The organism is Bacteroidota bacterium, from assembly GCA_030017895.1.
In the GTDB taxonomy this organism is placed as follows: Bacteria; Bacteroidota; Ignavibacteria; order UBA10030; family BY39; genus JASEGV01.
Genome location: JASEGV010000028.1, coordinates 1 through 13,126, shown reverse-complemented (window position 1 = coordinate 13,126; position 13,126 = coordinate 1). Strand labels below are relative to the sequence as shown.

Here is a 13,126-nt window from a genome sequence, read left to right as displayed (position 1 = left end):
ACTGAACTTAACAATACCGCAATGCGGGAACAGTTAAGTTCGTTGACGGAATGAGCATCCAGCAACGTTTTTATGTTGCGGGATTAGAAACAATTTAATAAAAAATATAAATTATAAATAACAAACAGAGGTAAATGTGAAAAATCAAATTCTTAAAATGCAAAACTTATTAATCGCTATAATTGCTATCGTTCTTGTGGCGGGCGTTTCATTTGGTCAGCAAATGAAAATCGGCTACGTGAATTCTGCAAAAATTTTACAGGAATATCCTGAAGCTCAGGAAGCTCAAAAGAAACTCGACAATATGGGTAAAGGGTGGCAGGCAGAATTAGAAAAAATGAGTAAAGACCTTCAAAAGCAATACGAGGATTATCAAAAACAGCAAGGAATGATGCCCGAGCAGAAAAAACTTGCCAGACAACAGGAGCTTGTTGAATTGGAACAAAAATTTAATCAATATCGAACTCAAAAATTCGGCAACGACGGTGAACTCGCTGACGAAACAGAAAAACTTTTGCAGCCAATCAAAGATAAAGTATTGAAAGTTATACAACAGGTAGCGAAGGATGAAAAAATATCTTTCATCTTCGACCGCAACGAAACTATTATGGTTTTACTTTACGGCGATCCCGCTTTCGATTATACTTATAAAGTTTTAGATAAATTAAAGAGAACAAAATAAGGGCATAAATATGCAACTTCAAAAAGTAATAATAATCGCATTAGTTTTATTAATCGCATCGGTTGCTTTTCCGCAGTCAAAAATCGGCTGGATAAACTCGCGCACTATTATGGACAAACTTCCCGAGGCGCAGGAGGCACAGCGTCAGTTAGATGCTTTAGTAACCGAATGGCAGAACGAGCTTGCTAAAATACAGAACGAATGGCAGAAAAAATTTGCCGAATACGATAAGAAAAAGTTGATATTAACCGATCAGGGAAAGATTGATGCTGAGCGCGAACTTTCAGACCTTGACCGGAAAATTTCAGAATACAGGAATCGGAAATTCGGACAAAACGGTGAACTATTCCAAAAACAAAATGAGTTGATGAAGCCAGTTCAGGATAAAATCTACAAAGCTATTCAGGATGTTGCCAAAGATGAAAGCTACGATTATATCATTGATAAGAGCGGCGAAATTTTGTTGATGTACACAAACGATAAATTCGACCTGACACTTACCGTTCTTGAAAAAATAAAAACTTTCAAACGATAATATTTTTTATTGGAATGACTGTAAAAGAATTAGCTCGGTTTGTAAACGGTGAAATTACCGGCAGCGACGAAATCGAAATTAGTCACCTTGCAAAAATTGAAGAAGCCCAACCAGGCGATATCACATTTTTGTCGAATCCTAAATATGTTAAGTATTTATCTTCTACAAAAGCAGCCGCCATATTAATTTCAAAAGATACTGACTATAAGGAATTAGCTACCCGTCAAAATCCTATTGTCCTTATTAAAGTCGAAAACCCGTATCTGTCTTTTTTAAAATTAATCGATGTTTTTTATCCCGAACCACAGCCACTTCCCAAAGGGTTAAATCCATCAGCCGTAATTTCACCAACCGCCTCAATTGATGACTGCGCCGCAATCGGAGCTAATGTTGTTGTGGGTGCTCGAGCTATAGTTCGGAGTAATTCTGCAATTTGGCACAACACTGTAATTGGTGATGATGTTGAAATCGGAAACAATGTTTTAATTTATCCTAATGTCTCGATTCGTGAAAGATGTAAAATCGGGAATCGTGTGATAATACATTCCGGTACTGTTGTCGGTAGTGATGGATTTGGTTTTGCACCGAAGCCGGATGGAACTTATGAAAAAATTCCGCAGCGTGGTAACGTAGTGATCGAAGACGATGTTGAAATCGGATCGAACTGCAGCATCGACCGCGCAACATTAGGAGAAACACGAATTAAACGGGGTTCAAAATTGGATAACCTTGTTCAGGTCGCCCACAATGTAACCATCGGAGAAAATACTGTTATTGCTGCTCAAACAGGAATCGCGGGCAGTACTACTGTCGGTAACAATTGTCTGTTCGGTGGACAAGTAGGAGTTGTCGGGCATATTAAAATTGCTGACAAAAGTATAATTGCTGCACAATCGGGAATATCGAAAAGTTTAACCGAAGGCGGGAAAACTTATTTCGGTACTCCCGCTATGGAAATTGGGGAAATGCGAAAAATCATTGTCTCGCAGCGACAATTACCTGAACTACTAAAAGAATTTGAAAACTTAAAAAAAGAAATTGCAGAATTAAAAAGTCAACGACTTTTAATAGAAAAGGAAAATAAATGATAGCTCATCAACGGACGATAAATAAAAGTATATCACTCACAGGTTCCGGTTTACACACCGGAGTTGAAACCACACTTACTTTCAGACCCGCCCCCGAAAACTACGGCATCAAATTCAAGCGTGTAGATTTAGGAGGCAATCCCGAAATTCCAGCGTTAGTCGATTTAGTAGTTGATGTTTCACGCGGAACAACACTCTCGCTTGGCGATGCTAAAGTTCACACAATTGAACATATACTTGCGGCAATAGTTGGACTTCAAATAGATAACATCATCATAGAAATAAATAACATCGAACCACCGATCTGCGATGGAAGTTCACGACCTTTTGTAGATGCGCTATTGGAAGCCGGACTCCATACACAAAACGCAATGAAAGATTATCTTATAATCGATCAAACGATACATTACCGTGATGAAAAAAATGGGGTCGATATTGTTGCACTGCCAACCGATGATTATCGCGTTACAGTAATGATTGATTATCAAAATCCAGCATTAGGAAGTCAGCACACAGGTTTGTTTAATCTCGAAAAAGAATTCATCGAAGAATTTTCGTCGGCACGAACATTTTGTTTTTTGCACGAAGTAGAGGCACTTCATTCGCACGGGCTGATAAAAGGGGGAAATCTCGATAACGCTATAGTAATTGTAGATAACGAAATGCCGAATGATGAAGTAAAACGGGTTGCACAAAAACTTGGAATCGAAAGGTCAATATTTTTAGGAAAAACCGGTGCGTTGAATAATAAAATGTTGCGTTACAAGAACGAGCCGGCACGGCACAAACTTTTAGACGTTATGGGCGATTTGGCTTTAATAGGAGCACCTTTCAAAGCACAAATTCTTGCTGCACGTCCCGGACATGCCAGCAACGTTGAATTTGCAAAACTTGTGCGCAAAATGTATCTGCAAAAGAAACTTGTAAAAAAATTTCAACACGAGAAAAAAGAAGGTGTTGTCTTCGATATTAACGCGATCAAAAAAATTCTCCCACACCGATATCCGTTCTTGTTGATTGATAAAATTGTAGATTTTAAGTTGGACGAAAAAATAGTTGGAATTAAGAACGTTACAGTGAATGAGCCGTTTTTCGAAGGACACTTTCCAGGTCAACCTGTGATGCCCGGTGTGTTAATTGTTGAAGCGATGGCTCAAACTGGTGGTATCCTGCTGCTGAATGGTGTCGAAAATCCGGGCGATAAACTCGTCTATTTTATGTCGATTAATAATGTTAAGTTCCGGAAACCTGTATTGCCCGGCGATCAATTAGTGTTAGAAATGAAATTAATTAGCAAACGCAGCAAGATGGCTTTTATGTCAGGTGAAGCTTATGTTGACGGAACTTTGGTTGCCGAGGCTGAAATGTCGGCTGCAATAGTTGATAAAATCGATACCGCAATAGATGCTTCTCAAAAAAAATATGATAAACCCAAAGAACAATATAAAGTAAATTAAAAAAATGGCAGTTCAAATTGATAAATTGGCATCAGTCAATCCTGAAGCAGTAATCGGCGATGGTGTGTCAATCGGACCTTTTACCGTAATCGAGAAAAATGTAATAATCGGTGAAGGAACGCAGATTGGGTCGAATGCTTTATTGGCAAACGGAACGAGAGTCGGAAAATACTGTAAAATTTCGCACGGAGCGGTTCTTGGCACTGCACCGCAAGATTTAAAATTCGGTAGCGAGGAAACTACACTCGAAGTCGGCGATAACACTACAATCCGTGAATACGCAACTCTGAATCGCGGAACAAAAGCACACATGCGAACTGTAGTAGGAAGCAATTGCTTCTTAATGGCTTACATTCACATTGCTCACGATTGCATTATCGGAAACAATGTAATACTTGCTAATGCAGTAAATATGGCTGGGCACGTGGAAATTGAAGATAACGTTACGATAGGTGGATTAACAGCGATTCATCAGTTTGTTCGCATCGGAAGAAATGCGATGGTTGGTGGCGGGCTGCGTGCATCGAAAGACATTCCGCCCTACATTCTTGCTGGCAACGACCCGATGTCGTTTGAAGGTACTAACATTATCGGATTGAAGCGAAAAAACTTTTCTCCTGAAGCTATCGCAAAAATCGAAAACGCATATCATATTCTTTATTCAACAGGTTTAAATGTTTCGCAAGCTGTTCAGAAAATTAAATCAGAATTACAAACAACGGATGAGGTGAACAACTTGATTGAATTTATACAAAAAAGTAAACGCGGTATTATTGGAAGACGAAAATGAGGTGGCGGTTTATTAATACTGAATTCCGGCGTGGCAAGTTCAATATGGAGTTCGATGAATTTTTAGCGTCGCAGTTGATAGAAGGGACGGGGGTTCCGAGTGTTCGGGTTTACGGTTGGAATCCACCCGCAATTTCTCTCGGTTATAATCAAAACATTAATGATATTGATTTGAGGAAATGTGAGGACGAAGGGATAGATGTGGTTCGCCGTCCGACTGGCGGTCGTGCAATTCTTCACTGGAACGAATTGACTTACAGCGTAGTAATGGATGTTGAGGATAATTCGGTTGCGGCTGTGTACGAAAAAATCAGCCGGGCGCTTGTAACTGGAATTAATATGTTAGGGGTAAAAGTTGAACTCGAAAAATCGCAACCCAATTTTCAAAACCTATATCGTGAAGCCGGCTCGGTTCCTTGTTTTACAAGTTCTGCCCGCTCCGAAATTCAATTTAAAGGAAAAAAATTAGTCGGTAGCGCTCAGCGACGTTATAAACAAACGAACGGAAAAGAAGTCGTTCTTCAACATGGCTCAATTTTGTTGGGGCCTGAACACAAATGGCTCATCGATTTTTTAGCCGAGAAAGATCTACAAATACTTTCTAAAATGAAGGAAACATTAGATGCTCATACGACCGATCTGAAAACGATAATAAACAGGGAAGTATCGTTCGACGAGGCGGCTTCATTAATTAAGGCGGGTTTCGAAAAAGAATGGGAAATCAAGTTTGCTGAAATAAAATATAACAAAGAACAAATTCTTATTTGAAAATTATGATTGCCGAAAAAATAAAACGTATTACTACCAAAGTAATTGTCGAGATGAAAGCCCGCGGCGAGAAAATTACTGCACTTACAGCTTACGATTATATAATTGCAAGCATGCTTGATGATTCGGGTATCGAAGTAATACTTGTAGGCGATTCGCTCGGAAATGTTTTTCAGGGACAGGAAACCACACTTCCTGTTACTGTAGATGAAATTATTTATCACACTAAAGCAGTTCGTAAAGGTGTAAAGCATTCGCTGCTCGTAGTCGATATGCCCTTCCTTTCCTACCAAATCAGTATCGAGGATGCAGTTCGGAATTGCGGCAGAGTGTTAAAAGAGACTGGCGCCGAAGCAGTAAAGATTGAAGGGGGTAAACCGATGATTGAAACCGTTCGCCGCTTGGTTGATATTGGGATTCCGGTAATGGGGCATCTTGGGTTAACTCCTCAATCGATACACAGATTCGGAAGTTATGATGTTCGTGGGCGCGTGAAAGCAGAAGCTGAAAGTATTCTTCGCGATGCAAAAGAACTTGAAAATGCGGGTGTGTTTTCAATTGTACTTGAAAAAATTCCTTCATTACTTGCTAAGAGAGTAACACAATCGGTTTCAATTCCAACTATTGGTATCGGGGCTGGTCCGCATTGCGACGGACAAATACTCGTTGTGTACGATATGCTTGGAATGTTCGAGGATTTTCAACCTCGCTTCGTACGCAAGTATGCTGAGTTAGCAAAAACCATTAAATTGTCTTTTAGAAATTATATAAAAGATATTAAAGGTGGAAATTTCCCGAACAAAGAAGAAAGTTTTTAGCGAAAGAGGTGGATAATGTTGACAAGACTAAGGGTAAAAAATTTTAAAAGATTTGATGATGTGGATATAGAATTAGGAAAAAATGTTGTGTTAATTGGTCCTAATAATTCCGGGAAATCAACTGCTTTACAGGCTCTTGCGTTATGGTATATCGGTGTTAGAAAATGGAATGAATTGCGAGTAGGCAAATCATCTCCAGAAAGAAGGCCGGGTGTAACAATTAATCGAAATGATTTAATATCTATACCAGTTCCGGCAGCGAATCTACTATGGAGAGATTTACACGTTAGAGATGCGGAAATGATTGACGGTAAGCAACAAACTAAAAATGTAAGAATTGATATTATTGTATCGGGAATAACAAATAGTAAATCATGGGAATGCGGTTTAGAGTTTGACTACGCAAATCCAGAGTCTTTTTATTGTAGGGCATTAAGGTTAGATGATAAAAAACAACCAAGCAGAATGACAATTCCTCAATCCGCTCCCGATATACAGATAGCTTTTCTTCCTCCCATGTCAGGTTTGGCAGCTAGTGAACCCAAATGGGAGCAAGGGAGAATTAATGTCCTATTAGGCGAAGGGCAGACCGCGCAGGTATTGCGTAATTTATGTTTCCAGATTTTCGAAAAACAAAAAACCGAAAACGGGTGGAGCGAACTAAAAGCTCACATTTTGAATTTGTTTGGAGTTATACTATTAGAACCTCAATATATAAAAGAGCGTGGTGAGATAACAATGGCTTATAAGGAATCTTCAGGAGTACAGCTAGATCTGTCAAGTTCTGGACGAGGATTACAACAGACTTTACTATTATTAGCTCATTTATTTGCTAATAAAGGAACAGTTTTGCTTCTAGATGAGCCGGATGCCCACTTAGAAATATTACGTCAACGACAGATATATCAGCTATTAACATCTGTGGCAGATAGGCATAACTCGCAAATAATTGCTGCAAGTCATTCTGAAGTAGTTTTGAATGAAGCGGCTGGGCGCGATACTGTAATCGCATTTATTGGGAAGCCCCATCTCATTATTGATCGCGGTAGTCAACTATTAAAAGCTTTGACAGATATCGGTTTTGATCAATATTATCAAGCTGAGTTAAAAGGATGGATTCTTTATGTCGAGGGGCCATCTGACTTGGCTATCCTAAAAGAATTAGCATCAATACTAAAACATGAATCAGTAAAATATTTAGACGATGTGTTTGTCCACTATGTAGCAACAAATTTGCCTCAAAGAGCTAGAGATCATTTCAATGGTTTGAGAGAAGCAAAGCAAAATTTAGTAGGAGTAGCAATCTTTGATAGACTCGATAAAAAATTACAGACAGGTACGCCCCTATTTGAAACAATGTGGATGAAAAATGAAATCGAAAATTACTTATGTAATGAAAAAATTCTATTATCTTATGCAAGATACGGTGTAGATCGAGATGACTTATTTGGTAATGCGGAAGCAGAACGGCGAATTCAGGTGATGGAAGAATCCATAGCCGAAATTTCTGTAGCTGTTCAAACCTTGTATTCTTATAATCCATGGTCGAGCGAAATAAAAGCTTCAGAACAATTCTTAGATCCATTATTTAAGTTATATTTTAAAAAACTTCAATTACCAAATATTATGAATAAATCCAATTATTATGAACTTGCAAAGTTTGCTGATCCAAAAGATATAACCGATGAAATTAAACAAAAATTGGATATAATTGTTGAAATCGCGAAGAAAGTAAATCTCGTTTAAACCTTAATAATATGCCCAAAAACAAAGCAAAAATTTTAGTATCCAACGACGACGGCATTGATGCACCCGGTATTTATGCTTTAGTAAATGAGTTAAAAAAAATCGGAAATATTATAGTAGCTGCGCCCGATAAACAACAAAGCGCTGTCGGACATGCGATAACCATGAACTATCCGCTAAGGGCACAAAAGTTTTATAAAAACGGAAAATATTTTGGCTACGCCATCGACGGCACCCCGGCTGATGCTGTTAAACTTGCCGTAAGCGCGTTACTGAAAGAAAAACCCGACTTGCTTGTTTCGGGAATTAACCATGGTGCAAACACAGCAATCAGTATTATTTATTCAGGAACAGTATCAGCGGCAACCGAAGGAACGATACTCGGTATTCCTTCGATAGCAGTATCGTTGGCAACTTATGGCAAGCCGGATTTTAAGTATGCGGCGAAGGTTGCACGTAAGGTTGCCGGTATGGTTTTAAAAAAAGGACTTCCATCAGGGACACTTTTAAATGTAAATGTTCCACCAATCCCGGAAAAGGAAATCAGAGGAATCAGAGTTACACGCCAGAGCAACGCCAAGTGGCACGATTGGTTTGAAGGCCGCCGCGACCCGACCAATAAGGAATATTTCTGGCTTACGGGCAGATTAGTTGATAAGGAAAAACAATCTGATACCGATCTTTATGCTGTCGAAAATAAATTTGTATCAATTACTCCTATCCATTACGATCTAACCGATTATAAGATGTTAGATCAGATGCTTAAGTGGAAAATATAAAAGAATTCACAGCTTGAAACATTCATAAAAAAGCATTAAATTAAACCATCAAAAATTGCTCGTCATCTGCAAATCAACCTCAAATTGTTCTTCATCTAATTTTCATCCATTATTAAATTAAAAGGAAAATATGAGTATCACTCAAAAAGATGTTTCAAAAATTCTTCATTCTAAAGAATTCCATCAATTAGTTAAAAAGAGAAGAAGCGTTTCAATTTTATTTACAGTTCTGATGTTAAGTGCTTATTTTGGATTTATTCTGTTAATTGCCTTTAATAAACCTTTTATCAGCACTCAAATAGGTGAACATATAACGTTAGGTTTACCTTTGGGAATAGGTTTGATTGTGTTTGCCTGGGTACTTACCGGACTATATATATTTTGGGCAAATAATAAATATGATAAAAGTGTCCGCGATATAAAAAATCAACTTACAAAATAAAATTAATACAGGAGAAATAGAATTGGAAAATTTTCAAAGTTTATTGGGACAACCTCATCTTACCTCGATAATAATATTTTTTATATTCATTGCGATAACATTATATATAACTTATTGGGCAGCAAAAAAAACTAAAACTACATCTGAATTTTATGCAGCCGATAGAAGTATTTCGGGTTTTAAAAATGGTTTAGCTTTAGCAGGCGATTATATGAGCGCCGCCTCATTCCTTGGTATTGCTGGAATGGTTGCTCTAAAAGGTTACGACGGGCTAATTTATTCAATCGGGTTTTTAGTCGGTTGGCCACTCGTAATGTTTTTGGTAGCTGAACCGCTTCGAAATTTAGGAAAATTCACATTCGTTGATGTAGTTGCTTTCAGATTAAAACAAAGACCTGTACGAATAGCTGCTTCAATCGGTTCACTAACAACTATAGTTTTTTATCTCATCGCTCAAATGGTTGGTGCCGGTGCGTTGGTGCAAATTTTATTCGGACTTCCATACGAATTTGCAGTTATTATAGTTGGTTTTATAATGATAGCTTATGTTTTATTCGGTGGGATGTTGGCTACAACCTGGGTTCAGATTATCAAAGCAATTCTATTAATTGCGGGTGCAACATTTTTAGTAGTCCTGACATTAGCAAAATTTGGATTTAATCCGATTGAATTGTTTAAACAAGCTACTGTAAAATATGGCGACGCAGTTCTCTCGCCGGGTGGTTTTATTACAAATCCATGGGATGCCATTTCGTTGGGATTAGCTTTAATATTAGGAACAGCCGGCTTACCTCATATCTTGATGCGTTTCTTTACTGTTCCCGATGCCAAACAGGCGCGGAAATCTGTCTTCGTGGCTACCGGTTTGATTGGTTACTTTTATATTCTAACTTTTATAATTGGTTTCGGAGCTATGGTTTTAGTCGGACAAGATGTTGTTAGCTATTTTGATAAAGGTGGAAACATGGCAGCTCTTCTGCTTTCAGAAGCAGTGGGGGGTGAAATATTCTACGGATTTATTTCGGCTGTGGCTTTTGCCACAATACTGGCTGTTGTTGCCGGACTTACACTATCGGGGGCTTCAACACTCTCGCATGATCTTTATGTAAATGTAATTAAAAAAGGAAAAACTGATTCAGCAGGTGAAGTAAAAGTTGCCCGCATCGCTACCGTTGTATTAGGTTTGACTGCAATATTAGTTGGGTTGATTTTTAAAGGTCAGAACGTTGCCTTTACTGTCGGGTTGGCATTTTCAATTGCGGCGAGCGCAAACTTTCCTTCCCTCATTCTCTCGATTATGTGGAAACCGTTCAACACAAAAGGAGCTGTAGCCAGCATCGTTACAGGTGCGAGCATGGCTTTCATATTGATTTTCTTGAGTCCTACTGTGTGGGTCGACATTTTGAAAAACGAGGCGGCAATATTTCCGTTAAAAAATCCGGCTCTATTCTCGATGCCTGCCGCTTTCTTAATCGGAATAATAGTTTCGCTCTTTACGAAGGAACCCGAAGCTTTACAAAAATTCGAAGACGAAAAATTAAGAACTTATCTTGGCGTAGGAGCCGAATAAATGAAAAGGATGTTTATTTGTTTGCTGCTTTTTCCGGCGGTTTTGTTTTCTCAACAAAATGCCGAACCGAAATTTGGTATTAATTTTTCCGGGTTTGTTAAAACCGATATTTTTTATGACACACGCCAGACTACGAGTTTGCGCGAGGGGCATTTTGCACTCTATCCTGCGGATGAATTGTTAGATAAAACTGGCGCCGATATTAATGCAAAATCGAATTTTAACATTCTATCCATCCAAACGCGGCTTCTCGGAAAAATTACAGCCCCAGATGCTTTCGATGCTAAAACATCCGGCTTAATTGAAGGAGAATTTTTCGGAACATCCGATGGTGATGCTAACGGATTCCGGCTTCGTCATGCGTATGTGAATTTAGATTGGGAAAAACTCTCGCTGCTCATCGGACAAACCTGGCATCCGATGTTTGTTACCGAAGTTTTTCCGGGCGTAGTTTCGTTTAATACGGGTGTGCCTTTTCAACCGTTTTCACGAAATCCTCAACTCCGCCTCACGGTAAAATTTGGACCCTTTAGCATCCAAGGTGCCGCTCTTGCTCAACGCGATTTTCAAAGCTTCGGTCCTAAATCATCATCGGATGGTGCTGCTGGGCAATGTTCTTCCTTCTTGAGGAATTCAGGTTCGCCAAATCTGAATCTGCAAACTTATTACAAATTGAATGATAATGTTGCCGGTATTGGTGTAGATTATAAAAAACTAACTCCGCGCCTCGCGACTTCAAAAAATTTTAAAACAAACGAAACTATAAGCAATAGGGCAATTAATGTGTTTGCTAAAATGAGTCATTCGGGTTTTACTCTTAAAACGAATGCAGTATATGGAGAAAATTTAGCCGATTTGATGATGTTAGGTGGATATGCTGCTGTACGAATTGATACCGTTACTGATTTACAAGAATATGCCAACCTTTCAAGTTATTCGATGTGGGGCGACTTAACTTACGGAAAAGAAATTGAATTCGGTTTATTTGCCGGAATGACTAAAAACCTTGGAGCAACTGAAAATATAACAAATAAAATTTACGGCAGAGGCGAAAATATTGATAACGTTATCAGAATTTCACCGCGCGTTCAATGGACTTCAGGCAAAACAAAAATTGCTACTGAATTAGAATATACAACTGCCGCTTACGGAAAAATTGTTCACGACAAAAAAGCTATTATCGAGCAAGCACACGTCGTTTCGAATTTGAGAATATTAGTAGCAGCGTTTTATTATTTTTAGTGGGAAGGTGGCTTTTTTTCATTCACTTCCTGACTTTTGTATTGCAACGCCTTAATACATTTTGTTAGAATTCAGGTAAAAATTTTTAGATTTCTTTTGAGCAGAACTGTTTAGCTTGCCGGACAATAATATATTAAGGAGGATATTTGCACTCCCTCACAAAATTTTCATAAACCAAAAGCCTAATTCTTTAGTTCTTGACTCTTATGATGCAAGCCACATTTTAGGGTTGTATATATCCTAAAAATTGCTATCTTTAACACATCAATTTTACCATTTTTTATTATTATACAATTTAAAATCCATTAATTAAAACAAAGGAATTTTTTATGAAAATTATCTATACTGTTTTATTATTAAGTCTTTTATTTCAAGTCGGGAATTCTCAAACAAATGTCTCGGGTACAATTAACTCTAATACAACTTGGAATTTAGCAGGCAGCCCTTACATCGTAATTAGCAGTGTAACTGTGAACAACGGCATTACACTCACTGTCGATTCCGCTGTAGTAGTGCGGTTCACCAGCGGACAAGAATTATACATCTATGGCAATCTGAACGCAAGACACACGTTATTTACTTCTTCAAAAGATACAGTTGGCGGAAGTCCGGCGAAAGGGGATTGGAATTTTATATACCTTGGCACCTGGAATGCTTACGGCACAGCAACATTTAATAATTGCCTTATCCGTTATGCCGGAACTGCCACTACTTCGAATCATGGAAGCATACACGTTGAGCGTGGTACTGTCAATCTGATTTCAACAGATATAACATTCTCAAAAAGTTACGGCATTCTGTTTAGCGCTGATGCGAGTATCACATTAACAAACAGCAATATTTCTTCTTGTGAATGGCCCATCAGGTACGGCGGTCAGGCGCCGTTAGTTTTTAACGGCAATAATAATCTTACAGGTGGGCATCTCTAAAAATTAGTTTTGACGAAAATATTTATTTGCATTTGAAAAATCAATGTTGAGTGAAGCTATAAACTACCTTCCTACTGATAAAAAATATTATTTGAGTTTATATTTTTATTTTTCAATCATTTTTTCTAACTTTTTAGTTTTTGTGACCGTCAGGGCACACTTCTTCTATGCTTGTCCTGAGTGTAGTGAAATCAATTGTATGTAACGAAACATATTGTAGGTCAAATTCATCAGTCCCACTACGGCAGTGGCTCGCTCAATGCCAATGGTTCGGATAAAAG

The 13,126-nt window shown here is 38.3% G+C and carries 13 protein-coding genes; all 13 read left to right on the top strand.

The features are described 5' to 3' along the window. The first annotated feature begins 136 nt into the window (after positions 1–136). The 13 genes from QME58_07005 (at position 137) to QME58_06945 (ending at position 12,845) form a co-directional block, all read left to right on the top strand. Positions 137–682, top strand: a complete 546-nt coding sequence (locus tag QME58_07005) for an OmpH family outer membrane protein (GenBank protein MDI6803580.1) — start codon at positions 137–139, stop codon at positions 680–682. A gap of 10 nt (positions 683–692) precedes the next feature. Continuing rightward, positions 693–1,217 (top strand): OmpH family outer membrane protein, encoded by a 525-nt coding sequence (locus QME58_07000; GenBank protein ID MDI6803579.1) that lies wholly within the window; start codon positions 693–695, stop codon positions 1,215–1,217. Between the two features lie 14 nt (positions 1,218–1,231). Next, the gene (gene lpxD / locus QME58_06995; protein MDI6803578.1) at positions 1,232–2,305 is read left to right on the top strand and encodes a UDP-3-O-(3-hydroxymyristoyl)glucosamine N-acyltransferase; all 1,074 of its coding nucleotides are present in this window, start codon (positions 1,232–1,234) and stop codon (positions 2,303–2,305) included. Next, the gene (locus tag QME58_06990) at positions 2,302–3,762 is read left to right on the top strand and encodes a bifunctional UDP-3-O-[3-hydroxymyristoyl] N-acetylglucosamine deacetylase/3-hydroxyacyl-ACP dehydratase (protein ID MDI6803577.1); all 1,461 of its coding nucleotides are present in this window, start codon (positions 2,302–2,304) and stop codon (positions 3,760–3,762) included. The genes lpxD and QME58_06990 overlap by 4 nt, the downstream gene beginning before the upstream one ends. Positions 3,763–3,766: 4 nt before the next feature. Beyond that, positions 3,767–4,552 carry an acyl-ACP--UDP-N-acetylglucosamine O-acyltransferase gene (lpxA, locus tag QME58_06985; protein MDI6803576.1) on the top strand — a complete coding sequence of 262 codons (786 nt, stop codon included), beginning with the start codon at positions 3,767–3,769 and terminating at the stop codon, positions 4,550–4,552. Continuing rightward, a complete protein-coding gene (locus tag QME58_06980) occupies positions 4,549–5,319 on the top strand; it encodes a lipoate--protein ligase family protein (GenBank protein MDI6803575.1) in 771 nt (256 codons plus the stop codon). The genes lpxA and QME58_06980 overlap by 4 nt, the downstream gene beginning before the upstream one ends. A gap of 5 nt (positions 5,320–5,324) precedes the next feature. Then, positions 5,325–6,137, top strand: coding sequence for a 3-methyl-2-oxobutanoate hydroxymethyltransferase (gene panB, locus QME58_06975; protein ID MDI6803574.1), 813 nt, complete (start codon positions 5,325–5,327; stop codon positions 6,135–6,137). Positions 6,138–6,152: 15 nt separating this feature from the next. Continuing rightward, a complete protein-coding gene (locus QME58_06970) occupies positions 6,153–7,883 on the top strand; it encodes an AAA family ATPase (protein MDI6803573.1) in 1,731 nt (576 codons plus the stop codon). Between the two features lie 11 nt (positions 7,884–7,894). Continuing rightward, positions 7,895–8,662 (top strand): 5'/3'-nucleotidase SurE, encoded by a 768-nt coding sequence (gene surE, locus QME58_06965; protein MDI6803572.1) that lies wholly within the window; start codon positions 7,895–7,897, stop codon positions 8,660–8,662. A gap of 130 nt (positions 8,663–8,792) precedes the next feature. Next, on the top strand, positions 8,793–9,104 hold the full coding sequence (locus QME58_06960; protein MDI6803571.1) for a DUF485 domain-containing protein: 312 nt from the start codon (positions 8,793–8,795) through the stop codon (positions 9,102–9,104). Positions 9,105–9,126: 22 nt separating this feature from the next. Continuing rightward, the gene (locus tag QME58_06955) at positions 9,127–10,674 is read left to right on the top strand and encodes a sodium/solute symporter (GenBank protein MDI6803570.1); all 1,548 of its coding nucleotides are present in this window, start codon (positions 9,127–9,129) and stop codon (positions 10,672–10,674) included. Further along, entirely contained in the window at positions 10,675–11,916 is a 1,242-nt protein-coding gene (locus QME58_06950; GenBank protein MDI6803569.1) for a hypothetical protein, read from the top strand. It abuts the gene before it with no gap. Between the two features lie 329 nt (positions 11,917–12,245). Then, positions 12,246–12,845: a hypothetical protein gene (locus QME58_06945; protein ID MDI6803568.1), complete on the top strand. Its 600-nt coding sequence runs from the start codon at positions 12,246–12,248 to the stop codon at positions 12,843–12,845. Positions 12,846–13,126 lie beyond the last annotated feature (281 nt).

Excerpts from the sequence above, each read along its gene's own strand:
- QME58_06990 (MDI6803577.1), top strand. The coding sequence starts at position 2,302 with ATGATAGCTCATCAACGGACGATAAATAAAAGTATATCACTCACAGGT.
- QME58_06950 (MDI6803569.1), top strand. The coding sequence starts at position 10,675 with ATGAAAAGGATGTTTATTTGTTTGCTGCTTTTTCCGGCGGTTTTGTTT.
- QME58_06945 (MDI6803568.1), top strand. The coding sequence starts at position 12,246 with ATGAAAATTATCTATACTGTTTTATTATTAAGTCTTTTATTTCAAGTC.
- QME58_06960 (MDI6803571.1), top strand. The coding sequence starts at position 8,793 with ATGAGTATCACTCAAAAAGATGTTTCAAAAATTCTTCATTCTAAAGAA.
- QME58_06970 (MDI6803573.1), top strand. The coding sequence starts at position 6,153 with ATGTTGACAAGACTAAGGGTAAAAAATTTTAAAAGATTTGATGATGTG.
- QME58_07000 (MDI6803579.1), top strand. The coding sequence starts at position 693 with ATGCAACTTCAAAAAGTAATAATAATCGCATTAGTTTTATTAATCGCA.
- lpxD (MDI6803578.1), top strand. The coding sequence starts at position 1,232 with ATGACTGTAAAAGAATTAGCTCGGTTTGTAAACGGTGAAATTACCGGC.
- panB (MDI6803574.1), top strand. The coding sequence starts at position 5,325 with ATGATTGCCGAAAAAATAAAACGTATTACTACCAAAGTAATTGTCGAG.
- surE (MDI6803572.1), top strand. The coding sequence starts at position 7,895 with ATGCCCAAAAACAAAGCAAAAATTTTAGTATCCAACGACGACGGCATT.
- lpxA (MDI6803576.1), top strand. The coding sequence starts at position 3,767 with ATGGCAGTTCAAATTGATAAATTGGCATCAGTCAATCCTGAAGCAGTA.
- QME58_06980 (MDI6803575.1), top strand. The coding sequence starts at position 4,549 with ATGAGGTGGCGGTTTATTAATACTGAATTCCGGCGTGGCAAGTTCAAT.